17 protein-coding genes are annotated in these 26,868 nt (G+C 66.9%); 4 read left to right on the forward strand and 13 right to left on the reverse strand.

All coding sequences use genetic code 11. The features are described 5' to 3' along the window. Window positions 1–216 precede the first annotated feature (216 nt). The 5 genes from RVX_RS00490 to RVX_RS00510 all read right to left on the reverse strand — a co-directional run bounded on the left by RVX_RS00490 (window position 217) and on the right by RVX_RS00510 (window position 6,475). A complete protein-coding gene (locus RVX_RS00490; RefSeq protein WP_116307226.1) occupies window positions 217–2,145 on the reverse strand; it encodes a hydantoinase/oxoprolinase N-terminal domain-containing protein in 1,929 nt (642 codons plus the stop codon). 62 nt (window positions 2,146–2,207) lie between these two features. Then, on the reverse strand, window positions 2,208–2,573 hold the full coding sequence (locus RVX_RS00495) for a tRNA-binding protein (RefSeq protein ID WP_116307824.1): 366 nt from the start codon (window positions 2,571–2,573) through the stop codon (window positions 2,208–2,210). Window positions 2,574–2,776: 203 nt separating this feature from the next. Then, the gene (locus tag RVX_RS00500; RefSeq protein WP_116307224.1) at window positions 2,777–3,637 is read right to left on the reverse strand and encodes a class I SAM-dependent methyltransferase; all 861 of its coding nucleotides are present in this window, start codon (window positions 3,635–3,637) and stop codon (window positions 2,777–2,779) included. 528 nt (window positions 3,638–4,165) lie between these two features. Then, window positions 4,166–5,359 (reverse strand): anaerobic nitric oxide reductase flavorubredoxin, encoded by a 1,194-nt coding sequence (locus tag RVX_RS00505; protein ID WP_116307222.1) that lies wholly within the window; start codon window positions 5,357–5,359, stop codon window positions 4,166–4,168. Window positions 5,360–5,863: 504 nt separating this feature from the next. Continuing rightward, window positions 5,864–6,475, reverse strand: coding sequence for an Hsp20/alpha crystallin family protein (locus RVX_RS00510; RefSeq protein WP_116307220.1), 612 nt, complete (start codon window positions 6,473–6,475; stop codon window positions 5,864–5,866). A gap of 425 nt (window positions 6,476–6,900) precedes the next feature. On the opposite strand from RVX_RS00510, the gene RVX_RS00515 reads away from it, so the two are divergent. From RVX_RS00515 to RVX_RS00530, 4 genes are all read left to right on the forward strand, one after another. After that, the gene (locus RVX_RS00515) at window positions 6,901–9,096 is read left to right on the forward strand and encodes a malate synthase G (protein ID WP_116307218.1); all 2,196 of its coding nucleotides are present in this window, start codon (window positions 6,901–6,903) and stop codon (window positions 9,094–9,096) included. Between the two features lie 249 nt (window positions 9,097–9,345). Further along, window positions 9,346–10,695 carry a hypothetical protein gene (locus tag RVX_RS00520; protein WP_116307215.1) on the forward strand — a complete coding sequence of 450 codons (1,350 nt, stop codon included), beginning with the start codon at window positions 9,346–9,348 and terminating at the stop codon, window positions 10,693–10,695. A 263-nt stretch (window positions 10,696–10,958) separates the two neighbouring features. Then, entirely contained in the window at window positions 10,959–11,717 is a 759-nt protein-coding gene (locus RVX_RS00525) for a type 1 glutamine amidotransferase domain-containing protein (RefSeq protein WP_116307213.1), read from the forward strand. Between the two features lie 260 nt (window positions 11,718–11,977). Next, window positions 11,978–15,805, forward strand: coding sequence for an SIR2 family protein (locus RVX_RS00530; RefSeq protein WP_420192390.1), 3,828 nt, complete (start codon window positions 11,978–11,980; stop codon window positions 15,803–15,805). Window positions 15,806–15,963: 158 nt separating this feature from the next. Here RVX_RS00530 and RVX_RS00535 read toward each other — a convergent pair whose 3' ends face one another. The 8 genes from RVX_RS00535 to RVX_RS00570 all read right to left on the reverse strand — a co-directional run bounded on the left by RVX_RS00535 (window position 15,964) and on the right by RVX_RS00570 (window position 26,482). Continuing rightward, a complete protein-coding gene (locus RVX_RS00535) occupies window positions 15,964–17,388 on the reverse strand; it encodes a protein-tyrosine phosphatase family protein (RefSeq protein WP_116307209.1) in 1,425 nt (474 codons plus the stop codon). Then, on the reverse strand, window positions 17,385–19,994 hold the full coding sequence (locus tag RVX_RS00540) for a PEP/pyruvate-binding domain-containing protein (protein WP_116307207.1): 2,610 nt from the start codon (window positions 19,992–19,994) through the stop codon (window positions 17,385–17,387). Before RVX_RS00540 ends, RVX_RS00535 begins: the two co-directional genes overlap by 4 nt. A 138-nt stretch (window positions 19,995–20,132) precedes the next feature. Next, window positions 20,133–20,492, reverse strand: coding sequence for a response regulator (locus RVX_RS00545; RefSeq protein ID WP_116307205.1), 360 nt, complete (start codon window positions 20,490–20,492; stop codon window positions 20,133–20,135). A gap of 160 nt (window positions 20,493–20,652) precedes the next feature. Next, window positions 20,653–22,821 carry an ATP-binding protein gene (locus tag RVX_RS00550; RefSeq protein ID WP_116307202.1) on the reverse strand — a complete coding sequence of 723 codons (2,169 nt, stop codon included), beginning with the start codon at window positions 22,819–22,821 and terminating at the stop codon, window positions 20,653–20,655. Further along, on the reverse strand, window positions 22,818–23,762 hold the full coding sequence (locus RVX_RS00555) for a phosphate/phosphite/phosphonate ABC transporter substrate-binding protein (protein WP_116307200.1): 945 nt from the start codon (window positions 23,760–23,762) through the stop codon (window positions 22,818–22,820). The genes RVX_RS00550 and RVX_RS00555 overlap by 4 nt, the downstream gene beginning before the upstream one ends. Window positions 23,763–23,790: 28 nt before the next feature. Further along, the gene (locus tag RVX_RS00560; protein ID WP_116307198.1) at window positions 23,791–24,381 is read right to left on the reverse strand and encodes a hypothetical protein; all 591 of its coding nucleotides are present in this window, start codon (window positions 24,379–24,381) and stop codon (window positions 23,791–23,793) included. 88 nt (window positions 24,382–24,469) lie between these two features. Next, complete coding sequence (locus RVX_RS00565; protein ID WP_116307196.1) at window positions 24,470–25,609, reverse strand: sulfite exporter TauE/SafE family protein; 1,140 nt, start codon at window positions 25,607–25,609, stop codon at window positions 24,470–24,472. Between the two features lie 96 nt (window positions 25,610–25,705). Beyond that, on the reverse strand, window positions 25,706–26,482 hold the full coding sequence (locus RVX_RS00570; protein ID WP_116307194.1) for a DUF169 domain-containing protein: 777 nt from the start codon (window positions 26,480–26,482) through the stop codon (window positions 25,706–25,708). Window positions 26,483–26,868 lie beyond the last annotated feature (386 nt).

A 26,868-nucleotide genomic window follows, 5' to 3' on the forward strand; every position in this document is an offset into this window, starting at 1 on the left:
GTCTGCGTTGCAGGGGCCGCGCGCGTTGCAGGAACTGCGCATGATGTGCGCGGGTGCCTGCCCGGCCCGGTGACGGTGCGCCGAAAGGGCGGTGCGCGTCAAGATGGCGGAGTGCGGACAGCGCGCCGAGAGCGGGAAGGGAGCGTTGCGCCGTTCGCGCCCGCGTTGTCGTCCGTTCCGTTGCCGCGTGTTCAGTCGTCTTCGTGCCGTCTCGCGTCACTTTCCGGCGGCATCCCCTTCGCCCAGCGCCAGCAGGGCCGCGCCCAGGGCGTTGCCCACGTCATACCGGCCGGGAAAGGTTACCGTGGTGGACAGCGCCCGCGCAACGGCGGGCAGCAGGTGGCGCGATGCCGCGCCGATGCCCACCATGGGCACCCCCAGCGACACGTTCACCCGCAGCAGCCCATGCCGGTGCCGCTGGGCCAGATAGGCCGCGAAGTTGCCGCCCACCTCGCGCCGGGCCACGTGCTGGACCACGGCATCCTCGATGCGCTGGCTGGCGGCGGTCAGCACGGCGCGGGCCGCGTCCTGTGGGGTATTGGGCGGGGTGTGGGGAGTGATGCTGCCTGGGGGCAGCAGGGCGGCCAAGGCCCGCGCCCCGGCCAGCGCGGCGGCGGCGTTGCCCGCCCCGGCAGGCACGCCGGGCAAGGCGGAAAGATCCAGCAGGCCCAGCACGTGCAGGGCGTCGGTGGGGGTGAACCCGGCCACCTGCACGGCGCGCTGGCGTACCAGCCGATCTATGGCCCGCTCCAGCGTGCTTTCCGGCAGGCGCAGCGCGCGCAGCAGGTCGCCCGCCGGGGTGGGGCCGTGGACGTTCAGATGATCCAGCACCGCGCGCTCGGCGGCGTCCCTTGTCGACGCGTCGTGCTCGTCGCTGTTCGTGATGTCCGGTCCTTCGCATGCGCCCTCGCGGCGCATGGGACAGATGCACCGCGCCCGGCCGCCGGGCCGCAGCCATTGTGCCGGGTCGGGCAGGGGACCGGCCATGCACAGCGGCACCACCCGCAGCGGCCCCACGGACAACGTGCCGTCGGCCTCCGGCCGCACCAGGCTGTCGCCGCCGATGCCCACGGTGAACATTTCCACGGCTTCCACGTGGGTTTCCCAGTCGCCCACCACCATGCCGTCGGCCTGGATGACCGGGCGGCCCCGGCGCAGCAGGGTGACGTCGGTGGTGGTGCCGCCCACGTCCACGATGAGGGCGTCCGGCGGGGGCGGGGTGTCGGTGCCTGCCCATGGTTGGGTTGATGCATTCGGCGATGCGTTCGGGGTCGTGGCTGGCGCTGCGGCGTCCTTGCCAGCGTCCTCCACAGGCAGCCGACCGGCTGCATGGGCCGCGCCGTACCCGGCCATGGCGGCGGGGCCGCTGGCCACGGTGGCCGATGCGTTGCGCAGGGCCTCTTGCATGGGCATGGCCGTGGCGTCGCCGCGCACCACCACCACGGGGGCGGCAATGCCAAGGCCGTCCAGCGCGGTGCGCACCCCGTCCAGAAAGCGGCGCATCACCGGCAGCAGTCGCGCGTTGAGCACCGCTGTGGCCGCGCGCTCCTTCATGCCCGCGCGCGCACTGGCCAGGTGCGAACAGAACACCGGCTTGGGGTCCACCATGCCTATGGCCCGTTCCGCCACCAGCTCGTGGGCGGGGTTCACGAAGCTCATCATGCCGCACACGGCGTAGGCGTCCACCCTGTCCTGCATCAGGCGGATGGAGTCCACCAGCCGGTTGAGGGCCAGCGGGGCCTCTTCCGAGCCGTCCAGCTTGTGGCCGCCGGGGATGGCGTCCATGGCCGCGCAGGGCACGGTGATGCGCCCGGCGTAGCCGATGATGAACAGCCCCACCTCGGCCCCCTGCCCTTCCACCACGGCGTTGGTGGCCAGGGTTGTGGACACGGAAACCAGGTCCACGGCGCTGGCGGGCAGGCCGGACGCGGCCAGCGCGGCGGCCATGGCCCCGGCCATGCCCCGGCCCAGGTCATGGTGGGTGGTGGGTCGCTTGGCCGACGCCACCACCCGGCGGGAGTCTGCATCCACCAGTACGGCGTCGGTGCAGGTGCCGCCGGTGTCCACGCCCATCACGTAACGGACGGGGCGGGATGTTTGCGTATCGGGGGCCGTGGCGGTGGGGATATTGGCGTGGGTGGTCATGGAAAAACCTTGAAATGCATGGGGATGATGTCGGAAATCCGTTGGCTGGCGGGCTGTTCTGCCTAGGCGAGTTTCAATCCATTGTCCACGACCCGCTCCGGCACCGCCAGCACCACGCTGCCGTCCGCCTGCGCGAACCCGGTGACCAGGAATTCCGAGCGGAACGGCCCGATCTGCCGGGGCGGAAAGTTCACCACGCCGATGATCTGGCGGCCCAGCAGGTCGTCCGCCTTGTACAGGTGGGTGATGCGCGCGCTGGACTTCAGCACGCCGATGCCGGGGCCGAAGTCTGCCCACACCTTCCACGCGGGGCTGCGGGCTTCCGGAAATTCCTCCACCTGCACGATGGTGCCGGTGCGCAGTTCCACCTTTTCGAAGTCGTCCCAGGTGATGGCGGGCAGGCCGGATGCGGCGGCGGGGGTGGTCATGTGGGTTTCTCCGGTGATGGCGTGGTGTGTCCCGGCTGCGGCGCGCGGCGGCGCGCCGGTCATTCGGGCTTGGTGGCGGCGAACAGCGCCCCTTCGGTGACGGATGAACTGCGGAACCCGGTGCGGCCGATGCAGACCGCGTCGTGGAATCCCGCCTCGCGAAGCATGGCCAGGAACGCCGTTCCCGGTACCGCGCCGCCTTGTCAGCGAAACCAGCTGGACACCACGTCCGCGCCCTGCGGGGCGGGGCCGTCCAGTGCCTGGTCGGCCAGGCGCAGGCGGCCGCCCGGCCGCAACACCCTGTGGATTTCGCGCAATGCGGCGGGCTTGTCCACTATCAGGCTGAACACCCCGTTGGAAATGGCCACGTCGAAGCTGTTGGCGGCAAAAGGCAGGGATTCCGCCCCGGTCTCCACGAAGCGTATGGGCGCGGACTGTTTCGGGGCACGGCTTGCGGGGGGCACGGCCCGGTCCGTGGCCGCACGGTTGGCGCGGGCGCGGTCCAGCATGTGCGGGCTGGCGTCGGCCCCGGTCACCGTGCCGTGGGGCCCGGCCAGCAGGGCGGCGCACAGGGTGTCCACCCCCGCGCCGCAGCCCACGTCCAGCACGGCATCGCCGGGGCGCACAGGACAGGCGGCCAGTTCCGGCGGCAGGCAGCGGTCGTGGGGGGCCCCATCGACAGGCCCGCCGACAGGGTTGCCGTCTGGCGCCTCGTCTGGCTCGTCGGTCAGGCTGTTGCCGAAGCACACCGGGGCATCCAGCTCCGCGTCCGGCATGTCGCAAAAGATGTCGCCCGGCACGCCGCTGCCCGAGGCGGAGGGGTATGCGGCGGGGGAAGGTTCCGGCAGCAGACACGCGGGCGGCCACACGCAGGCGTCCACCGTGGCGAAAGGGTTGCCCACGCCGCAGAAATGCGCGCGCACTGCGGCGGGCAGACGGCCGGTGAGCGCTGCGTCATAGCCCAGCCCGGCCAGCCCGGCGTCGCCCACCGGGTAGCGGAACTTGCCTTCCGGCCCCTGGGCCACGGCGGTGAAGCGGTCACGCACGGCGCGGGCGACCACCATGCGCTCGGCGGGGGTCAGCCCCGGCGTTGGCGCTGCGGCGGGTGGGGATGCGGCGGCCCCGACCGGGGCCTGCGGCGGCGCTCACACCCCAGTGGAGCAGGAATCGCCCCCGAAGGGCGGCGTGCGGCGGTGCATGGGTGCCTCGTGGTGGAGGTTGCAATGAAGGCGCGGGCCGGTTTGCGTGGTATGCGCGGTGCGCCCGGTGTGTGGAGGGCCGCGTGGTATGCGCCCTGCCTGCCGCCGTCATAGGGGGCGGCGTGGTGTGGCGTCAATCAAGGCGAGGAGAGTGACAGGGTGGTTGGGTGATATGCGGCCTGCCACAAAACGGGGGGCGAAGCCTTGTTCCCCGCACCCCTTCTCGAAAATTTTTATTTGTATTTTCTACATAGTAGGCGAGCACAAAAGACGGGGTTCCAAGGGGCGGTAGCCACGTGGCCGCCGGAGGCGTCCAAAAAACAGATGTTGCCAACAAGTTGAACGGGGCGCGGGTATCCCGCGCCCCGTGGCGTATGCATCCGTGGCGACAGGCTATTCCCCGGCGGCCTCGGCCAACTGGCGGCCCAGGGCGCGGCAGCGTTCCAGCCCTTCGTCGTCGGGGTTCCAGGCCTCGCGGGCCGGGTCGCCCACCTGCGAGAAGCCGCACTTGGCCAGCCGCTCGGCCAGCACCTTGGGCGATTCGCCGCTCCAGCCGTACGAGCCGAAGGCGGCGGCCTTCTTGCCCCGGAACTTCAGCCCTTCCACCTCTTCCAGCAGGCCCGCGACAGAGGTCAGCACGCCCCGGTTCACCGTGGGCGAACCCACGGCCAGCACCTTGGACCGGAATATCTGGGTGATGATGTCGTTCTTGTCCACCAGGCCGGAATTGAACAGCTTCACGGTCAGCGTGGGGTCGGCCTGCGCGGCCCCGGCGGCGATGGCCTCGGCCATGCGCCGGGTGGAGTTCCACATGGTGTCGTAGACCACGGTCAGCTGGTGCTCGGCGTAGTTGGCCGCCCATTCCTGGTAGCGCCGCACGATCTGCAGCGGGTCCTTGCGCCAGATCACCCCGTGGCTGGGGCAGATCATGTCCACGGCCAGGCCCAGCCCCAGCACCTCGTCGATCTTCTTGGTCACCAGCGGGCTGAACGGGGTGAGGATGTTGGCGTAGTACTTGATGGCCTCCGCCCACAGTTCGCACTCGTCCACCAGGTCCGCGAACATCAGTTCCGAGGCGTAGTGCTGGCCGAAGGCGTCGTTGCTGAACAGCACGTTTTCGCCGGTAAGGTAGCACATCATGGAGTCTGGCCAGTGGAGCATGGGCATTTCCACGAACACCAGCTCGCAACTGCCCAGCGACAGCGTGTCGCCGGTGCGCATCACCCGGAAGTCCCAGTCCGCGTGGTACTGGCCTTTCAGCGATTTCACCCCGTTGGCCGAGCAGTACACCGGCGTCCTGGGGATGTGGCGCATCAGCTCCGGCAGCGCGCCGCTGTGGTCCGGCTCGCCGTGGTTGGCCACCACGTAGTCGATGGACGAAAGGTCCACCACTCGCGCCAGGTTGTCCACGAATTCGCGGGCATACGGCCCCCACACCGTCTCGATGAGCGCGGTGCGGCCGCCGGGGTCGCGCACAAGGTAGGCGTTGTAGCTGGAGCCCTTGTGGGTGGAATATTCCTGCCCGTGAAAGGTGCGCAGTTCCCAGTCGATCTTGCCCACCCAGCGGACGCGGTCGGTAAGTTGCATGGCCTGCCCTCCCGGCGGCGCACATGGCGAACCCTTCCGGCCGCGCCGCGTGGCGCGGAAGGGTGGAAAAGAGGAATGCCTATTCTGGCAAGCTGGCAGGATACGCGGCAGGTGTCAACGCGCCCGGCAGGCCACGCCGGACAGGCGGCGCCGGAGGCCGGACAGGATTGACCGGCCAGGATGGACGGGATGGCCCGAATGGACCGGATGGGCTGGACTGGACGGGCGGGGCAAGCCGCCCGGCATGAAAACGGCGGAGGGATGGTCCCTCCGCCGTCGGGTGTGGCGAGTGCGCCCGATGCCCCGAGCCGGAACCCGGAACGGTTTCCGTGAATACGGGGCGATGCGGTACGCTGTGCCGCCGGGGTGCCAGTGCGGCCCGGCGGACGGTGCGCGGCGTGCCGCGCGGGGTTGCGGCGTCGGCGGGATGCCGTCCCGACGTCGGCGGAACACCTTGCTGACGGCAGGGGAGCATGCCTTCCCGACACCGGGGATGATGCGGAATCAGGCGTGGCAACCGGCGCGGATACCCTCCTCGCCGGGCACCCACACGCATTCCTCGGACGAGGCGCGGGGGATGGTCACGGTCAGCACGCCGTCGTTGACCGAGGCGGAAAGGCCCTCGGCCACGGCGTCATCCGGCAGCACCAGGATGCGCCGGAAGCTGCCGGGCTGGCGCTCCATGCGGTGCCAGCCCCAGCCCTTGTCCCGAGAGGAGGACCGCGTGCGGCCCCTGATGGACAGCCGCTGGCCGTCGGCCTTCACGTGCAGGTCGGCGGCGTCGCCATCGCCCATGCCGTTGTCGTCGACGCGCGAGAGGCCGGGCACGTCGGCCACGACCACGTAGGCGTCATTGTCCACCGCGATGTCCACGTCCAGGCGGCGGGTATCCTTGAAGCCGCATTCGGCGGGCTGTTCCGGCAGGGCCTCGTAGAGCAGGTCCATGGTGCCAGCGAATTCCAGGGCTTCGCGCAGTGCGTCCGCCTCGCGCGCGCATTCCACGTCAAAGGGAACGGGAGCCGCGAGGCGTCCTTCGTCATGCCGGCCGGAACCGGCGTCTTCGCGTTCGGCACTCTTGCGGAACCAGTTCCGGGGGTGCAGTGCGTCCAGTTTCATGGCGGTTCCTCCGTTGTCGTTGCCAGCGGAATCGCGCCGCCAAGGCCCGGGCGTCCGGACCGGGCGGCGTGCGCCGATCCATGGCTGAAAACAATTATCACCAGCAAGAAGGCAACCGCGTCCGACCGTATTTTTCGCAGCGTGGGGGGGGCAACGCCCGCCCGTGCGGGGGCGGGTTGGGAGACGGGGGATCCGGCAGCCAAGCTGTATGTGGATCGCGGGCGCGCTCCGTGCGGAACCCGGCGCAAGGGGGCGGGCATTGCATTGGGCGGCCTGGCCGGGTATGCCTTGAAAATGGGGCAGAAGTCCGCGTCGCCGCGCGCCGGGCTTGCTGGCCCCCCTCCGGCCCGCCCGCCAGGCATGGCCTGTCCGTTTCCGGTTCCGCTTCCGGCCCGTTCCGTTCCGCCAACTTACAGGAGCACGATATGACGCAGCGCGTTCAGGTGGGTGGCCTGCAGATCGCAGCGCCGCTGTATGACGTCATCGTCCGCGACATCGCGCCGGGCACCGGCGTGGACCCCGACAGGTTCTGGACGTCCCTTGAGAACATGGTGGAAACCATGGGCGACAGGAACCGCGCCCTGCTGGACAAACGGTCCGAACTGCAAGAGGCCGTGGACGCCTGGCACCGCGAACGGCGCGGCGCGCCGCACGATGGGGCCGCCTACGAGGCCTTCCTGCGGTCCATCGGCTATCTCGTGCCAGAAGGGCCGGACTTTGCCGTGACCACCGAAGGCGTGGACCCGGAAATAGCGCTGGTGGCCGGGCCGCAGCTGGTGGTGCCCATCACCAATTCCCGCTACGCCCTGAACGCGGCCAACGCCCGCTGGGGCAGCCTGTACGACGCGCTGTACGGCACCGACGTCATTTCCGAAGACCCGGCGCAGGGCGGCGCGCCGCGTGGCGCAGCGTACAACCCCGCGCGCGGGGCGCTGGTGGTGGCGCGGGCCGCCGCCTTCCTGGACCAGGCCTTTCCGCTGGCCACGGGCAGCCATGCCGATGCGGCGCGCTACGACGTGCGCGGCGGCCGCCTGGTGGTCACCCTGAAGGGCGGCGCGGAAACGGGCCTTGCCGACCCGGACCGCTTCGCCGGGCACTCCGGCGCCCCCGCCGGGGGCAATGGCGCGGTGCTGCTGCACAACCACGGCCTGCATGCCGAAATCCGCATCGACCGCGATCACGCCATCGGGCGCGAGCACCCCGCCGGGGTGAAGGACGTGGTGCTGGAGGCCGCCATGACCACCATCCTCGACTGCGAGGATTCCGTGGCCGTGGTGGACGGGGCGGACAAGGCCCTGGCCTACCGCAACCTGCTGGGCCTGTTCCGGGGCGACCTTGCGGCCGAATTTCCCAAGGGCGGGCGCACCGTGCTGCGCACCCTGAACCCCGACCGCGAATACACCGGGCCTGACGGCGCGTCCTTCGCGCTGCCCGGCCGCAGCCTGCTGCTGGTGCGCACCGTGGGCCACCTGATGACCACCGACGCGGTGCTCACCCGATCCGGCGACGAGATTCCCGAAGGCATGCTGGACACCCTGGCCACGGCCTACATCGCCCTGCACGACCTGCGCGGCACGGCCAGCTACCGCAACAGCCGCACGGGCAGCGTGTACATCGTCAAGCCCAAGCAGCACGGGCCGGAGGAAGTGGCCTTCACCGTGGAGCTGTTCCGCATGGCCGAGGACGCCCTGGGCATGCCGCGCAACACCCTGAAGATCGGCATCATGGACGAGGAACGCCGCACCACCGTGAACCTGAAGGAATGCATCCGCGCGGCGGCCGAGCGGGTCATCTTCATCAACACCGGCTTCTTGGACCGCACCGGCGACGAAATCCACACCTGCATGGAGGCTGGCCCGGTGGTGCGCAAGAACGCCATGCGCGCCGAACGCTGGATCATCGCCTACGAGGACTGGAACGTGGACGTGGGCCTGGCCTGCGGCCTGGCCGGGCGCGCCCAGGTGGGCAAGGGCATGTGGGCCAAGCCCGACATGATGCGCGAGATGGTGGAAACCAAGATCGCCCACCCCAGGGCCGGGGCCAACTGCGCGTGGGTGCCCTCGCCCACGGCGGCCACCCTGCACGCCATGCACTACCATGCGGTGGACGTGGCCGCCGTGCAGAAGACCCTGGCGGGGCAGCGCCGCGCCAGCCTGGCCGACCTGCTGACCCTGCCCCTGCTGCCGCCCGCCTCCCGCCCCGCCCCGCAAGAGGTGGAAGAGGAACTGGCCAACAACGCCCAGTCCATCCTGGGCTACGTGGTGCGCTGGGTGGAACAGGGCATCGGCTGCTCCAAGGTGCCGGACATCACCGACGTGGGGCTGATGGAAGACCGCGCCACCCTGCGCATTTCCAGCCAGCACATCGCCAACTGGCTGCACCACGGCATCTGCACCCGCGAGCAGGTGGTGGCGGTGCTCAAGCGCATGGCCGCCGTGGTGGACCGCCAGAACGAGGGCGACCCGGCCTACCGGCCCATGAGCGCGGACTTTGACGCCAGCGTGGCCTTCCAGGCCGCGTGCGACCTGGTGCTGCTGGGGCGCGAGCAGCCCTCGGGCTACACCGAGCCCATCCTGCATGCCCGCCGCCGGGAGGCCAAGGCCAGGTTCGGCCTGGCGTAGGACGGGCGACGCCCGCCCCCGCCCGTGGCGTGCCGATACGACTGGAAAGATTCGCATGGCAGGCCCCGCCGGAAGACAGCTTCCGGCGGGGCTTTTCGTCGGGGTGGCGGGGGTGTGGTACGCGGCCAAACGTCAATTGGACGGGAAAATAATGGCGTTGGCCGGGGGCTGCGGTATGGCGCGACAAGGGGGCCTTGGCGGGGAGCAAACGTAGCGGACCGGGCAGAGCCCGGCAGGGAGGGTGCAGCCATGTCGGACGCCACCATCTGCGGCAAGGACATCATGGTCCTGCAGCAGTTCCGCACCACCTTGTCGGCCCAGGTGGGGCTGCTGGCCGAAGGCTCCTTCAAGAACACGGCGGTGTACCAGGCCGTGGCGGCCCGCCTGGAAAAGGATGATTTCTCGTGGGGCGACGCCCACTTCGTGGAGCAGAGCATTGCCCCCTACCATTCCGACGGCCGCATTCTCATCGAGATAGAGCGGCTGCTGGTGCAGGCGCGGGTGATCATGGACCGCGAAACGTCGGGCTTCTACGCCGAGGTCGATCCCAAGCCCATGACCTCGGACTGCCGCCGCGACCTGCTCTCGCGCATCCTCGTGGACCTGCAACTGGAATCGCAGAAGCGCGAGCGGCGCAAGTGGCTGCTGGAACGCACCTGCAAGCGGCTGGTATACCTCATGCTGGCGGGCTTCGGCGTGCTGTTGCTGCATGCAGAGGTGATTGCCCTGGCGCGGGCCGTGTTCTGGTTTTTCATAGGGCTGCTGGGCGGCCTGCTGCCGGGGGGTGGGGGGGGCGTCGCCCTGCCGTGGTGCGGGCCGGGCATCGGCCAGGTGATGCTGCTGGCCCTGACTGGCGGCTGCCTGGGCGCGCTGGTGACCGTGGCCATCCGCATGAACAATTACTTCAAGAGTTCACGGCTGCGCGAGGTGGAGTCGTTCTCGTCCCATGCCTATCTGCTGAACCGCATGCTCATCGGCGCGGTTGGGGCGCTGGCGGGGTGCTACCTGGTCAACGCCCAGATCATTTCGCTGTTCAACATCAGCAACCTGTTCGCGCCGCTGCCGAAGGGGGCGGACCCCTGCGGCGGGGCGGGGACGGTGTACAGCATCGACGTGCTGAAGACCGTGGTGGTGGGCATTGCCTTCGGGTGCTCGGAATACTTCATCCCCGCCACGTTCGGAAAGCTGCCGACCCCGAAGGCCGATGCAGGCGGCGCGGCCACCGCTGCCGGGGGCGCGGCCCCGGCCCGGCCCGTGGCCCCCGCGCCCCGTCCGCACCCCGCGCAGCCCGTCCGTTCCGGCAAGGCCGCCGGGGCGGATAGGGATGTTGCGCCGGTGGAAGCGCCTGTGCCCGTGCCCGCGCATGCACCCGATCCCCTGGAGTTGCTGGACCGGCTGAACCTGGACGAGCGGCTGGAAGACGATGCGACCGGCCAGGCGGGCGTGCCGGGTCAGGCGGATGCACCCGGACAGGCGGATGCACCCGGACAGGCGGATGCACCCGGACGGGCGAACGCGCAGGGCAAGGGCGGTGCGGCCGCGCGGCCCGGCAAGGGGGATGCGGGGTCCGGCGGCAGTTCCGGGGGCGGAGGGGCCTGACGCCGGGCGGATGCACGGCTGCCGGGTCTTCAGGTTGTTCAGGCCGCCGCCACGGGTGTGTGGCGGCGGCTTTCGCATGCCTGGCCTTGTGGCCGCCTGCCCTTCTTTCCCCTTGCCCCCTCCCCCGCCCTTCACTATGTTGCGATAATGGACGATTCGCCCCGCCGCTGCCGGATGTCGGCCGCACGGGGCGCGTCCGCCGCTCCGGAGTTGCCGCATTCGCCACGGCAGGCCGCGCGCCGCCGTCACATAGGGAGGTTGTCATGAAAGTGTTGATGATCGTCACGTCCAACGACAGGCTGGGCGATACCGGCCACAAGACCGGGCTGTGGCTGGAGGAACTGGCCGCGCCCTATTACGTGTTCATCGACGCCGGGGCGCAGGTGACCCTGGCCTCGCCCAAGGGCGGCCCAGCGCCCGTGGACCCGCGCAGCGAGGCGGACGAGGCCCAGAACAAGGCCACCCGCCGCTTCACGGCGGATACGGTTGCCATGGCCGCCCTGAAGGCCACGGTGCCGCTGGCGGACGTACGGCCAGAGGACCATGACGTGCTGTTCTACCCCGGCGGGCACGGCCCCCTGTGGGACCTGGTGGACGACGCGCGTTCGGTGGCCGTCATCGAGGCCATGCACCGCGCGGGCAAGCCCGTGGCGGCGGTGTGCCACGGCCCGGCCGTGCTGGTGCGCGCCACCACGCCCGACGGCAAGCCGCTGGTGGCCCGGCGCAACGTGACCGGCTTCTCCAATGCCGAGGAGGACGTGGTGGGGCTGTCGCAGGTGGTGCCCTTCCTGTTGCAGGACGAGCTGACCCGTCTTGGCGCGAAGTACGAGCGCGGCCCCTTGTGGGAGCCGCACGTAGTGGTGGACGGGCTGCTGGTCACCGGGCAGAACCCGGCGTCGTCCGAGCGCACCGCCACGGAAGTGCTGGGCGTGCTGTCCCGGTCGTGCGGCTGCACGCCGTTTCCGGGCGAACCAGTCAGGGAGCCGGGGGAGCCTGGGGAACCGGGGAAACAGGGGGCGTAGTCCGACGGTGAAGGGGGGGATGGACTTGGAAAGGCCATAAGGCCGAGTGAGATTGCGCATACGAAAGGAAGGCCCGGCAAATCTGTCGGGCCTTTTCTTTGGCTGTATATGCGGGTAGCAGATTTGAGCGACAGACCGATACTGGCGTTATGGTAGCGGGTGTTCAGGCGGCGGGTGCCCGGCGAATGTTTTTGCGTTCGCGCAGGCCTTGATCTGCAAGGATACAGGCTGTGTCCTAGGTTTCTGTTAGGGGGAGTCGAATGCGCTTCTTTGCCAATGGTCCTTCCCTGCCCGATGAACTCCTGCTCGCAAGAGATCAGGGCCGGGTTGTCTTTTTTTGTGGTGCGGGCGTTTCGCGTGCCAAGGCTAACCTGCCGGATTTTTTTGGGCTAGCTGGCGCGGTAACCCATACATTGGGGGTGCCTTCAGATGCCCCGGCAATGAGGATTATCGCTGAGGCGAGAGAAATAGGAGAGCGAACCGGGGTAGAAGGGCTCATTTCTGCCGACAGGATATTCGGCCTGTTGGAGCGTGATTTTTTGAGCCGGGATATCTATGAAGCGGTGGCCAAGGCGTTGGTGCCTGCGGACTCGCCAGACCTCGCCGCCCATCAGACACTCCTGAAACTTGCGACAACTCGTGAGGGTCTGGTTCGCGTGGTTACGACGAACTTCGACCGCCTGTTTGATGCATGCAGACCAGATTTGCCTACGTTTGCGCCGCCGAATCTTCCTGATCCATCCCATGCAAAAAGGCTCAATGGTGTGGTGTACCTGCATGGTAGGATTAATCCAGGCGGCAATGGGGCCGAGGGTGACGGACTGATTCTTTCCAGTTCTGAATTCGGCAAAGCGTATTTGTCAGAAGGCTGGGCAACCGCGTTTGTAAGAGGAATCTTGGAGCGATACGTTGTAGTTTTCGTTGGCTATTCCGCCGACGATCCTCCCGTCCAATATTTGTTGGAGGCGTTGAACAGGGCCTCCGGGAAACTGGAAGGCCTCTATGCGTTTCAGTCCGGAGATTCAAATTACGCCAATTCGAAATGGCAGCACAAAGGGGTTACAGCCATTGCCTATGATAGCGCGGATGGTCATGAAGCCCTTTGGAAGACACTCGAAGCATGGGCTGATCGGGCGGAAGACCCGGATGCGTGGGTAGCTGGCGTTGTAGAGATGGCAAAAGCCGGTCCCCAAGCTTTGCAACCGCATGAGCGTGGCCAAGTGGCCCACATCGTTTCAACGGTTGAGGGCGTGAAGAAGTTTTCTGAAGGAGATGCCCCGCCGCCTGCAACATGGCTCTGTGTCTTTGATCCTCACAGGCGGTACGCAACGCCGGGGAAGCAAGGCGGTTTTTGGGAAGAAGGGGTCTTCGTAGATCCATTTGATTTATATTCTTTGGACTTTGATGCGGTTCCCGACAAAGTAGCCCCCCAAGATTATTCTGCTAAACGTGTGGTGCCCGATGGCGCATGGGATGCTTTTGCCCTTAGCAGGCAGGATAGGCGTGATCGACAGGATCAGCATAATTGCACGATGCGGGGATATTGGTCCGGACAGTGCCCCAACCTCCTACCCAGGCAATTCCAGCTAGGCGTTTGGATCGGTAAGGTTGCATCTCAGCCTGAAGCCGTGTGGTGGGCAGTCCGCCACGGTCCGGTGCATCCCGAAGTCCAGAAGCAAATCACTTGGCAGCTTGAGCGGAACGGGAACAATGTTCCGCTCGCTGTTCGACTTGCGTGGGGGTATTTATTTGAGTTTTGGTCTGGGGAGCATGGAGAGAGTCGTCATGATTGGTATTCATTCGCGTCGGAAATAGGTGAGGAGGGCTGGAGTGATCTCGTCCTGCGCCGTTTTGCCAGTTTGGGTCGGCCTTTCATAAAGGTCGAGGGTGGTCTGGGGGATGGCCCCATTCCCGAGAAAAGGGGGGATTATGGTCTGAACCATCTTGTAAGTTGCGGCGTTGAATATCCGGATTTGCCCACGAATATTGTGGTGCCTGATGAGTGGTTGGCACGCGTCGTTGTGGTGTTGCGTAAAAATCTTGAGGTCGCGCAGGCGCTTGAAGCTGAAGTCGGTGGCTACGGCCTTAGCCGTATTTGCCCAATTGCCCCTGAGAAAGATGCAGATGGTGCTCCTTACGAGCGTGATAATGGTCTTTCCTCGTGGGTGTTGTACTTTGTTGAGCGTTTCCAGGGATTGATGGACCTCGATGTAGCGACTGCCAAATTCGAATTTTCAACGTGGCCCACCCCAGACGCCGCGATATTTGCACGGTTGAGGATATGGGCTTTGGGGCAGTCTGTTCTGGTACCTGCAGAACAGTTCAGCAAGGTTATCAATGAGGTTCCGCCTGAAATGTTTTGGGGTATGTCTCATACCCGTGACCTTCTTTTATCCATTTCTGGGAGATGGGAGGACTTGGATGTAGAGACGCGAAATCGCATTGAACAGAAAATTTTGGACGGGCCAGGGCGATGGGAGAATGAAGAAGAGGCCGAATATAAAGAGCGGAGAGCTTGGGCTGTTCTTGGAAGACTGCATTGGATCAAGGCGCAGGGTTGTAGTCTTGCCCTCGATTTAGAGCAGGCAACACAGGAGTTGCGGAAGGATGCGCCGGGTTGGAAGCCTGAGCACGCGAAGAGCGCGGCCCGGTCCTTTGAAGGGCGGAGCGGCTGGGTTGGCACGGATACAAAATATTCAGACATCCTAAAAGAGTCCTTGGCGACAACACTTGATAGGGCAAAAGAACTCTCTGGGCATCAGAATGGAGAGTTTGTTGACCGCGATCCATTCGCGGGCCTTTCACAAGAACGGCCTGTGCGGGCCTTTGCAGCCTTAAGGTTTGCAGCGAAAAAGGGTGGATTTCCTGAGTGGGCTTGGCGCAAGTTTCTTGCCCAAGATTGTAGGAAGGATGATCGCGTCAAGTTTACCGTATTTATTGGAGTGCAGCTTTCACGCTATCCAAGTCAGTCGTTGGTGGGCATCATCTGGCCTGTGGCGGATTGGCTCCAGAAGTCCGCCAAAGTTTTTGCTAAAGAATGCCCAGAGATATTTTTCAGTCTAGTCTCGAAGGCGACTGAATCACTGCGACTTCAGTCTGTTGAGAATGGTAGCGTAGCTGTACGGCGCGGCAAGGATGTGGACTGGTCCATGGAAGCCATCAATGCCCCTGCCGGGAAACTCGCTGAAGCGTTGTTCGGCGCCCCGCAGATAGACGAGTTACGGGCACAGGCTGGATTTCCAAAAGAATGGCTTGAGTGCGCGGAGGATCTTTTGGCGTTGCCAGGTGCTTTGCGGAGGCACGCCTTGGTGATTTATGCCCATCGGTTGAGCTGGTGCTTTTTTGTCCACTCCGGGTGGACGCAAGAAAATTTGCTGGCCGTTTTGAATGCAGACGAAGATGAGGACCGGGAAGCGTTGTGGGCAGGGTTATTGTGGGGAGGAAAAGTTCAAGGGCGTGAGCTTTTTGTGATTTTGAAGCCGCATATGCTGTGCATGGCCAAAGTGGAAAATTTGGAAAAGCATGGGCACGTTGAAGTGCTCACAGGTCTGCTCCTGTCTGCGTGGTCAAGGATAGACGCAGATACCGGCGAAAGGTGGGTCACCAGCGAGGAGTTGCGTGATGTCCTCCTCCATTCCAGCGATAATATGCGATCTCGTGTTCTTTGGCACGCGGAGCGTTGGGTAAGAGAAGATTCGGGGAAGTGGCATCCTTTATTGCTTGAGCTTCTGCATGACGTGTGGCCACGCCAGCTTGCAGCAAAGTCTGGTGCAATATCGAAAGTATTATGCGATATTGCGTTTATTAGCGAAGAGAACTTTGAAGATATTGCGAAGGCAGTTATTCCATTGCTTGTCAGGGGCGAGGGTGGCTATTTAAGATTGCACAATTTCTATAGGATTCGCAAAAGCATCACAAGGCGATATCCAGGCACGGTACTCGCGCTTTTTTATGCGGTACTTCCTGATAGCGTGCGTGCCTGGCCTTATGAGATGGGCGAGGTGTTGGGGTATATGGTGGAGGCTGATGCCACCCTGCGTAGCGATGAGCGATTCATTGAGCTTAAACGCAGGTGGGATGCCCGGTAATATTCCATGCGTGATCGAAAGGAAGCCAGCAGGCTTCGGCAATAGATACACAAGGCCGCGATGTGAAATAAACAGGGTAGGCGGGTCGAATGACCGCCTGCCCTTTTGCGTTGGCCTGTTACGGGGGGGAGGTGCGGCGCGTTGCCGAGGCCCGACCGTCAGGGGCCGGGGCTTTCGCCGTTCCGCGTGCCCCCGCCGCCCCCGTTGCCCGTCGCCGTGGGCCGCAACAGGCAGGCGATGGCGTGGAACACGGTCTGCACATAGCGGCCGGAGAGCACCTCCGGCAGGGGAAAGCAGGGCGGATCTTCGGACGGCTCACACCCGGCCAGGGCCGCGAAGGTGCGGCGCGAAAGGTCTTCCAGAGGCTGTTCCAGCATGTCCACCCACAGCCGTTCGCGCTCGCCGGTGGCGTCATCGGCACAGCCGGGGCCGAGCTGCGGGCTGGGGGGAGAGGGGATGTCCGACAGGCGGCAGCGCAGCGGGCGTCGGGCGAAGAGCATGCACAGGCCCGCTGGTTCGGCAGGTCCGGCCCCGTCGGCGGGCGGGGCCGTGGCGCGTTGCGCCGTGTCCGCCTCCGGGTTCCCGTTTCCAGCGGCCCTGGCCAGCAAAGGGCAGAACATGGCTGTGACCGGCCCCGTCGTGGTGCGGGCGCCGCTTTCGGTGTCCCCCTGGCGTTCTTCCCCGCCGTGTGCGGCTGGCGCGCGGTGGGCGCGGCAGGCCGCCTGCACGGCCCCGCGCTGTGCGGCGGTGAGCAGGGTGTCGGCGTTGCGGGCCAGGGCCGCCGCCTCCACCAGCGTCACCACCGGGGGCACGCGGCAGCAGCGGGCGTGGTCGCGCCCGCACTGCGGCGCGTCCGCCATATGCGGCATGGCGCGCAGGGCGGCATCCAGCCGGGCGGACAGGGCCTCGTATTCGGCCAGCACGGGCAGCAGATCGTCGTGGCGGGCGGGTTCCGGGGCGGGTTCGCGCAGGGTCAGGGCGCGGTTGCGGCGGCCGTAGCGGCGCAGGGCGCTCCACTGGCGATAGTTGGCGGGCTTGGAGCGCAGGCGGCGCATCAGCCGTTCGGTGCGGCGCTGGCCCAGCCCCCGGCGCAGCAGGTAGGCGTTCAGCACCGTGCCGGTGCGGCCGATGCCGTAGCGGCAGTGGATGTACACCCGGCGGCCCAGGTACACGGCCTCGTCCAGCCAGTCCAGGGCCTGTTCCAGCGCGACCTCGTCCGGGGCGTGCTCGTCCTCTATGGGCAGGTAGAACACGTCGAAGCCCTGCTCCTGCTCCAGGTCGGCCAGCACGCACAGCTCTTCGCACAGGTTCAGGATGGCCTGGATGCCCTGCTCGCGCAGGGCGTCGAGGTGTTGGCGCGTTACCGGCGCGGGACCGGCGGCAATGTGCTGGGTGACCCAGGTGATGGGGAACGCGGGATGCCCGGAGGGAACCTGGGTGGTCAGGGCGTCGCGCAGGAAGGCCGCCACCCCGCGCGCGGCGCGCAGCAGCAGGCCGCCCTGGCGCGAGCTGCCGCCACCGCTTCCGCCGGGCGGCGTCTGGCCGGGCGGGCCCGAGGGCGATGACGCGTCGGACGTGCTCATGGCGCGCCCCCGCCCGCCGTGTCCAGCCGGGCCAGGAAGTCGTCGGCCATGGCCTCGGCCTCGTCGGCATCGCCGATGCGCACGTCCAGCAGGCGCGTTTCGGCCAGCAGCATGCCCAGCATGGCCAGCCGCTTCTGGATCACCGCCTCGGCGTCCGGGCCGTGCCGGGCGTCCAGCAGGTCGCCGCGCGTCTTCACGGCAAAGCCCTGCCGGGCCAGCACCCGTTCCAGCACCCGGATGCGCAGTTCGCGCCCTTCGGCCGCCGCGCCGCCGCCCTTGAACCGGAACTGGATGTAGTTGGTGCGGTCTTCGGGTGCGCACAGGGTGTCCACCAGCGCGAAATGATAGCCGAAGCGCATCATCAGGTGCGCGTAGTGGGCGGAGATGACCGCGTAGCTGGCCAGTTGGGGCGCGTCGCGCCGGAAGATGCCCGCGCTGATGCGGTCCAGCTCGTTCCAGTCCGCCGCCGGGGGCATGTTGGCCCACAGCTCGCGCGCGGCGGACAGGCCGAACCACAGCGCCCACATGGGCGTGGAGCGGAAGTCGTCGGGGCCGATCTCTTCCTTGCCCGCCGCCGTGGGAAACAGCCCGTCCTCGATGTTCAGCACGTACATGATCATGGGCACGTCGGTGCGCAGCTTCTTGGCCCCGCCAAGGCCGCGCCCGCCGCGCCCCACCAGCGAGAACATCTCGGCCACGCCGCGCTCGTGGGCAAAGCGCACCAGGTCGTGCATGGACCGGCAGTTCTCGGGCGAAAAGTCGCTGGATGCCGGGTCCGTCAGGTTCAATTTGGCGATATGCTGCATGGCCCGGGCCAGGCGGCGCATGCCGCCGCGCCGTTCGCGGGCCGCTGCCGCCGCCCTGCGCCGGGCGCGGGGGGGGGCGCTGGTTTCCGCCCCCTTGTCCGGTGCGGGCCTGCCCGCGTGAATGCGGCCGGTGCCGCCGTCCACGGTGACAACGGAACCGTCGGCGATGGCCGTGAACGGGTCGGCGATGCCGGTGACCACGGGCAATCCGAACTCGCGCGCCACCGAGGCGAAGTGGCAGGCCCGGCTGCCGGTCTGGGCCACCACGGCCTCCAGCCGGTCGATGATGCGGGTGAGCGAGGGGCCAAGGGTGGTGGTGACCAGCACGGTGCCCTGGGGCATGTCGCCTATCTCGCAGCAGATGGCCGCGTGGCGGGCCGTGCCGCTGCCCACCCCGGCGGATACCGGCTCGCTGCCTTCGGCCAGCACGGGCAGCGCGTCATGAGATGCGGCGGGCACGGGCGCGGAACCATCCGCCCCTTGCGCCCCGTCACTCGCACCGGCCGTCCTTTCCGGCACGACGCCGTGAGCCGTGCCGCCGGGCACCGGGCGCGACTGCACGATGAAGATGCGTCCCGCCGTATCCAGCACCCACTCCACGTCCTGCGGCTCGCCGAACAGGTTTTCCAGCTCGCGGCCGTAGCGGGCCAGGCGCTTCATGTCTTCCGTGGTCAGCAGGGGCACGGTGGGCATGGGCTGCTCCACCGTGGGTACGCCCTGTACGGGACGTTCCAGGATGCGGCTGCGCGGGCGGCGCGACAGCCACGCCGACTGGGCGGCCTTGTCGCCGCTGACCAGCACGTCGCCGGTGCCCGCCACGGCATGCACGGCGGTGACGCCCTCGGCCAGTTCCTCGGCGGGCAAGCGGCGCGGCGGGTCGGGGTCGCGGGTGTAGATGACCCCGGCGCAGGCCGCGTCCAGCATGGGCATGAGCAGCGCGGCCATGGGGGTTTCCGCATCGGCCAGGCCGTGCAGGATGCGGTAGGACAACGCGCGCGGCTGGTACTTGGAGGCCACCACCCGCTTCCAGGCCGTGCCCGCGTGGCCCGGCTCCACCCCCAGCACGCTGGCGTACTGCCCGGCGAAGGATACCGGCCCGTCCTCGGCCACGGCGCTGCTGCGCACGGCCAGGGGGGCGCGCTGGGGGCTCATGGCGTAGGCGGCGGTAAGGATGTCCTCTTCCAGCCGGGGCGGCAGGTCCGCCTCCATGATCATGGCGCGCAGTTCCTCGGAGATGGCGGCCAGCTCGTCCGGCCGCGAAAGGCGCAGGCGGCGCAGGCGCGCGTCGATGGGTTCGCGCAGTTCGTTGTGTTCGATGAAGTAGTGGTAGGCGGCGGCGGTGATCACCGTGGCGTCGGGCACGGGCAGCATGGTCTGGCTGCGTACGGTGGCCAGCCGCGCGGCCTTGCCGCCCGCCCTGTCCGGGTGCTGGTGCGCTTCCGCCAGGGGGATGACGTAGGGGGGGGCAAGGTCCGGCTCGGGCACGCTGACGGCCATGCGCATGTAGAAGGCGATCTTGTTGCAGTAGTCGGCCAGGCCCATGTACCGGGCGGGGTTCATTTCCATCAGCTGGCCCAGCATGGCGCGCACCGCGTCGTCCAACTGGTCGGCCAGTTCGATCACGCGCGACCAGTCCACCTTCTCGTTGCCGTAGTGGATGTCCTCCAGCTCGGCGATGAGTTCGAGGCTGCGCGAGTCGTGCCGCAACAGCTCGCGGAACGCGTTGTACTTGCGCCGCAGCAGGGTGCCGGGCGCGAAGACCTGGTAGGTCCAGTGACGGAACAGTTCGCCGATGGCCATGGCGCTCCCTTGGGAAAGTCGTGATGGCGGAAACAGGTTGTCAGGCCCGGCAGGGCAGCGTTGACGCGCCCGGCCCGGCCTTTGCCGGTCGCCGTTCCCGTGGCGGCAGGGGCGTTACCCGTCCCTATCGCCCGGGCGTTATCCGCCCAGCACCTCTGCCACCTTGCTTTCCAGTTCGTCCTTGTCGATGGGCTTCACGCAGTACTCGTTGGCCCCCAGGCGCAACGATTCGCGCGCCGTTTCCAACGTGGGGTAGCCGGTCAGCATGATCACCCGGATGTCCGGGCGCAGCTTCTTCATCTCTTCCAGCACCTCCACCCCGGTCATGCGCCGCAGCTTCATGTCCAGGATGGCCAGGTCCGCGCCCTTGCCGCGCACGTGGGCGATGGCCTCTTCCTCGTCCGTGAACACCGAGACCGCGTGGCCCTTGCGCTCCAGGATGCGCTTGATCAGCACCCCCGCGTCGATGACGTCGTCCAGCACGATGATGTCCGCCATGGGCTTCCTTCTTTGTTTTCTGCCTCTTGTTCCGGGGCGTGTGTTGTTTTTGTTCGCCTCCGGCGGGCAGGGGGCATCCGCCCCCTGCACCCCCTTTAAGGAAAGATTACCCGACAAATAAAAAGTTTAGGGGGGAGGGGGCCGGGGAGGGAGACCCTTTTCAAAGGGTCCCCTCCCCGGTTCGGTTCTCATTGTTGGGATATTCCTGCGGTTCCTCTTCCTGCACCTTGGCCCGGGGGTCGGTATCGGGCAGGTCTGCCGCGCCCAGGGGTTCCAGGGGCAGGACCACGCGGAACACGGTGCCGGGGCCGCGCGTTGCGCCCTGGGGCATGTCTTCGTCGATGAAGCCTGGGGGCAGGGGGCTGTGCGCCTCGATGAACCCTTCGTGGTCCTCGATGATGCCGAAGGACACGGACAGGCCGAGTCCGGTGCCCTTGCCCACGGGCTTGGTGGAAAAGAACGGGTCGAAGATCTTTTGCAGGTTGGGTTCGGGAATGCCGATGCCGGTATCGGCGAACCACGCGGTGACGGTCATGTTCATGATGTCCAGCCGGGTGCGCACCTTGATCAGCCCGCCGCCGGGCATGGCCCCGGTGGCGTTGTGCAAGAGGTTCATCCACACCTGCTTCAGCTTTTCGGGCGCGCCGTAGATGACGGGCAGCCGGTCGTCGAGGTCGGCGAGGATGGTCACGTTCTCCAGCGAGAAGGTGTGGCGCACCAGGGTGACCACTTCCATGATGGAGTTGTTGAAGCACATCTCCTTCTTCTGGCTCTGGGTCTGGCGCGAAAAGCCCAGCAGGTCGGAGACGATCTTGCGGCAGAACTTGGCCTGCTTTTCGATGATCTGCAGGTCCTGGTGCATCTGGGCGTCGGGGGGCACGTCCTCTTGCAGCAGCTGGGCATAGCCCAGGATGATGCCGAGGGGGGTGTTGATCTCGTGCGCCACGCCCCCGGCCAGCTTGCCGACCGATTCCATCTTCTGCGACTGGATGAGCTGGTCCTGAAAGCTGCGGATGGCGGTGATGTCGCGCGCGGTGGACAGCACGCCGATGATGCGGCCGGTCTCGTCGGACACGGGCACCTTGACCAGGTGGAACCACTCGTCGCGGCCGTGGCCGAAGTCGGAGGCGGGGTCGTTTCCGGTGGTGTCGCGGCGGTCTTGCGCCTCTCGGTACACGGGCATGCCGGTGGTGAGGATGGCGCGGTTTTCGGCCACGCGCAGTTCGGCGGCATCGCGCGCAAAGATGTCGAAGTCGCTCTTGCCGATGATTTCCGACGGGGGCAGACCCAGCGAATCGGCAAAGGCCTTGTTCACGGAAAGGTAGCGCAGGTGCTCGTCCAGCAGGGCCAGCCGGTCGGGGGTCACTTCCAGGATGGTGCGCATGATGCCCTGCTGGCGGGTAAGGTCGCGCTCGGTCTCGCGCAATTCGGCGATGTGGGCGCGCAGGGCGTGGGCCATGACGTCGAAGGTGTCGGCCAGTTCCTCTATCTCGTCGCCGGCAAAGGTTTCGTACACCTCGCACTGGCGGCACTGGGCGAGCTTGGCGGGGTAGGCCCGGCCGTCGCACCCGGCGCAGGCGGTGCCCTTGACGTACCAGCAGCGGCGCTCGGTGTCCCCGTAGGCGGGGCATTCGGTGCGCCCGCACTGGCGCTGTTCCCAGCAGTTGCGGCGCAGGGACGTGGTGGCGGGCAGGTGCAGGTTGCCGCGCACGATTTCCTCGGCGTGCTCCTTCAGCGCGCCGATGCGGGCGGTGATGCGCTTGGCGAAGTGCGCGCTGATGACCACGGCCACCAGCAACGCCACCACCGAAAGCCCGCTGATGGCGAAGATCATGCCGTTGACGACGTCGAGCACCTTGGTGCGCGAAAGGCCGATGCGGATGGTGCCGAATTCGCGCCCGCCCACCAGCACCGGCGCGGCGAAGTCGTAGATGCGTTCGCGCCCGGTGTCCAACAGGCGCACGGAAAGATGGCCGTCCTCGGCCTTGTTGGCTTCCAGCAGGTCCAGCGGGAAGGTGCGGCCAAAGGTGTGGGCCAGCACCTGGTCGCGGTCGTCCACGATGAAGGCGTAGACGATGTCGCTGTCCACGTTCAGCAGTTCGTCCACCAGGTTCTTCAGGCGCAGGAAGTCGGTGGACAGCATGGGGTCGGCCGCGCGCAGGGCCAGGTTGGTGGCCAGCACCGCGCCGCGCCGCTTGCTTTCCTCGATGAGCGCGTTGGCCGCGATGCGCGTGACGAACACGGCCAGCAGCGCGGCCACGAACAGCACGATGAGCGTGATGCCGAGGTTGAGCTTGCGGCGAAAGTTCAGGCGGCGCAGCCGGTTCATTCCGCGCCCACCTTGGAGGGGTCCAGCCGCAGCTTGGTGAACAGTTCGCGGCAGGGGTCGTAGTCGCGGTCGGTGGTGGGAATGATGCCGCGCATGCCCGCCGCGGCCAGGATGCGTTCCTGCTCGGGGTCGTTTTCCGAAAGGGCGAACATGGCGTCGGCGATGCGCCGCACGATGTCCGGGTCCAGCCCCTTGCGCGCGGCATAGACCCAGCTGGGGTATTCGCGGGTGGTGGCCACCACCTTCAGGGCGGAAAGGTCCACCTTGCCCTCGACGATGCCAAGGGTGCCCTCGCGGATGGAGGCGATGTCGTAGCGCCCCGCGTACACGCCGAGCACGGCCTTTTCCTGCTTGCCGCCGGGGCCGGGGGCAAAGGCGATTTCGGCGAAGTCGCTTTCGGTCAGCCCCTTGTCGCGAAAATGGCCGAGCACGAACAGGTAGCCCCCGGCGGAATAGGGGTCCACGGCGATCCACCGTTTGCCCTGGCAGTCTTGCTCGTTCCTGATGGCGGCGTTGTCGGCCCGGGCGATGACCTGCCCCCGGAAGGTGGCGCGGCCCGAAGGTTCGACGATGCCCGCGAAGGCTTGCGCGCCGCTTTGGGCCAGCAGCACGTAGGTCATGGGATTGGAGAAGGAAATGTCGATTTCGCCGCGTTCCACCATGCGGCGGTGCGCCTCGAAGGTGTCGGGGAACACCTGGCGGATGGCGAGGCCGGTGGCCTTTTGCAGGTATTCCACCAGGGCGCGGTGGCGCAGGTACGAGGTGGAGTGGGAATACTGCGGCAGGTAGGCGTAGGTGATGGCGGGCACCGCCTCGGGGGCCTTCACCTCCGCCCGGCGGGTCAGGTCCACGCGCGTCACGGGCTCCACGTCCCACCACAGCTGGATGGCGGCGGCGAAGGCCATGACAAGGGCGGCTATGGCAAGAAAGCGGGTGCGCACCGTGTGGCTCCGGAATGCGAAGGGCGGCCTAGCCGCCGGGGCGGGTGCCGGGGGTTGCGCCGCCGTGCAGATCGGCGGGCGGCGTGGCGGCCCAGGCCTGCGCGCGGGTGAACCACCCTATTCTGGACATGACGTTGGCATAGATGATGCGCAGCGGAATGTACAGGAGCAGGAACCAGAACACGATGGACGGCTGCTGCCCGATGAGCGGCGCGTCCCACGGCAGTTCCGGCGTGGCCCCGGCAAAGCGCATGTCCATCCAGGCCAGGGCGAAGGGCAGGGGAATGATGGACACGCAGAACATGGCCCCGCCCAGCGAGAAATAGTGGCCGAAGGCGTCGTGGGCCTGGCTGTTGACCGCCTTGTAGCTTTCCTTGTCGCCCGCGCGCAGGGCCGCTTCCGATAATTTGTGGTGGTGCTCCATGCCGTGGCGCAGCTCGGCCAGGCGGCGGCGATTGAGGCGCGTGGCGCACAGCGACAGCGCGCTGCCGAAAGCCACGCACCACAGGGCCAGCACGGCCGTGCCCAGCAGAAATCCCGCCAGGGCGTTGCCCGGCAGGCGATAGGGCGCAATGAGCAGGGGGTCCAGCCAGGCAAGGGCGGCGTGCAGGGTGTCCATGATGCGTCAGGTTGCCTTCGTTTGCGGGAAAAGGAAAGGGGGGCGGGGCGCAGGCCCCGCCCCCCGGCGAATGGCGGTGCAGCCCCGGCTAGCCGAAGATGCGGTAGTTGAAGAAGCCGCGCAGCACGTAGTCGATGCCGACGTACAGGGCCAGCACGATGAACAGGCGCTTCAGCCACATGTCGGAGAAGTACTTGGAGGTGCGGGGGCCGATGACCGAGCCGATGAAGATGCCCACCAGTTCGGTGCCGATCATGGTCCAGTCGAGCGGGGTGCCCTTGCTGACCAGGGTGGCGATGGAGGTGACCATGGAGATGAGCACCGCAAGCGCCGAGGTGCCGGCGGCCAGGTACATGGGCAGCTGCGAGATGCTGGTCAGGAAGGGCACCAGCAGGAAGCCGCCGCCCACGCCCAGGAACGCGGCGATGGCGGAGATGACGATGCCGCCCACCACGGGCAGGATGGGGTTGAACGAAAATTCAACGCCCGAGAAGGTGAACACGCACTTGGTCAGGCTGGTGGAGATGACGTGCACGCCGATGGACTTTTCATCCACCTGCTCGCCGCTCTTGATCTTCTTCACCGCTTCTTCAAAAGCCTTGGCGGCTTCCTTGGCCTTCTTCTTGGAGGCCTGGCCGGCGGGAGAGGTTTCCCAGAACAGGTACAGGCCCAGCACCAGCACGAACAGGCCGAAGTAGCCCTGGTACTGGGAGAACGACACCTTGCCCGCGAAGAAGTACGCGGAAGCCCAGGCGCCAGCCAGCGAACCCGCGCCAAGGGCCAGGGCCAGCGGCAGCACCAGGCGGCCCATCTTGTAGTAGTTGAACGAGGAAATGAGGGCCGAGAAGCCCACCAGCCACTGGTTCGACGCCTTGATGGAGTCGGTGGCCACCTTGTTCAGGGGCAGGTCCTTGCCCAGCGACTTGGCGTAGCCGCCAAGGCCGAACACCGACATGTGGCCGACACCGGCCATGACGCCGCCGAACGCGCCCACGGTGGAGAAGATCCAGCCTACCCACACGGCCCAGGCAAAGGACAGGATGGGGCTGACATGGGGGGCGCCGGGAATGCCGAGGAAGCCGGCGGGGGCGTCGGCCTTGACCTTGCCGGCCTGAACCGCGCCGTCGATGGCGTCGGACAGCTTGTCGGCCCAGGCGGGCTCGAACCACAGAAGGCTTACGGCAACGACGGCCGCGAGCAGCAGCAGGTGTTTGGTGTGCTTGGACACGGTCTCTCTCCTTGGGATGGTGTTTCGGTGCGCTTCCGAAATGGGAACGGGGGCCGCCGCCTACGGGGGGCGACAGGGCGGCGGCCCCCGTCGTGCCTACTTTTCTTTCTTGAAGATGATCAGCGGACAGTTCTTGCAGATGTCCGCGCCGGGGAAGTTGTCGCCGGGGCGGGTGATGGCGCCGCTGCCCAGGTTGCGCTTGCGTTCCAGCAGGCGCTCCACGGTGGCTTCGATGTGTTCGCCGGGGATCACGAAGTTGATTTCGCCGCGCTCGGTCTTGCCCGCGTTGTAGCTGCCGGAGCAGGCGGGCAGCATGTTGGCGGTCTTTTCCTGGTACGAGTACACCGTGCCGCCGCAGGCCGAGGAGTTCATGGTCACGTTGGTCTTCAGCGGGTGCTGGTCGGTGGCGGCCATGTAGTCGACGGCCAGGTGGTAGGCCTGCATGTTGTCGCAGTAGAAGTGGACCACCGAGGGATCGACCACGGCGTCGCCCAGCGGGCCCACGGCGACGGCCTTCAGCCCTTCGGGCAGGCGGGGCTTGGAGCGCACGAAGCGTTCGGCCTGGGCAAGGTCGCGCACGTACTTGGCGTGGCTCTTGATTTCGTTGTCGTCGATTTCCTTCCAGCCGAAAGAGACCAGCGCGTTGGAGCAGCCGAGGCCCTCGGGGCCGGACAGCACGGTCTGGCCCTTCATGCGGGCGGCGATTTCCCACTGGCAGAAGGTCATGGGCTTCACGGGCAGGTAGAATTCGGCCTTGTCCTTGAAGGCTTCCAGCTCCGCCTCGTCGAAGAAGAACTTGACGGCGATGGGGTAGTGGTACAGGCGCAGCTCGTCCATCAGGGTGTGCTGCATTTCCTTGTAGCTCAGCGACATGGTGCGTTCTCCTCGGGCGCGCGGCCCGTGTTGCGTGTCGTGCCTGCCTGGGCGCGGCGTTGCCGCGCGGCCTGTGGCTGGGAGCGCCGCATCCGTTCCCGCCCCGCGTGCCCGCACGTGCGGGGAAGGTGGCGGGGCATGACCCGCGAAGGCGTGCGCCTTGGGCGGGGCTGGTCCGGATCTCGTCCGGGCGTGGGCGCATCCGGTGGTTCTGCCTGGGCCTGCCAGCCGGGGCAGCCGGATGCGGGATGGCGGCGTGTCGGTATGCCGCCCCTAACAGCGGCGAAAAAACCGGGCAACGGAAAACGGGAATGCGAAAAAATGTACTTTTTGCACAAGCTGAACAGGAATGGTGTGTGCATTATTGAGAGGTTTATGTGAAATAA

It is taken from the genome of Nitratidesulfovibrio sp. HK-II, assembly GCF_003402415.2.
In the GTDB taxonomy this organism is placed as follows: domain Bacteria; phylum Desulfobacterota; class Desulfovibrionia; order Desulfovibrionales; family Desulfovibrionaceae; genus Cupidesulfovibrio.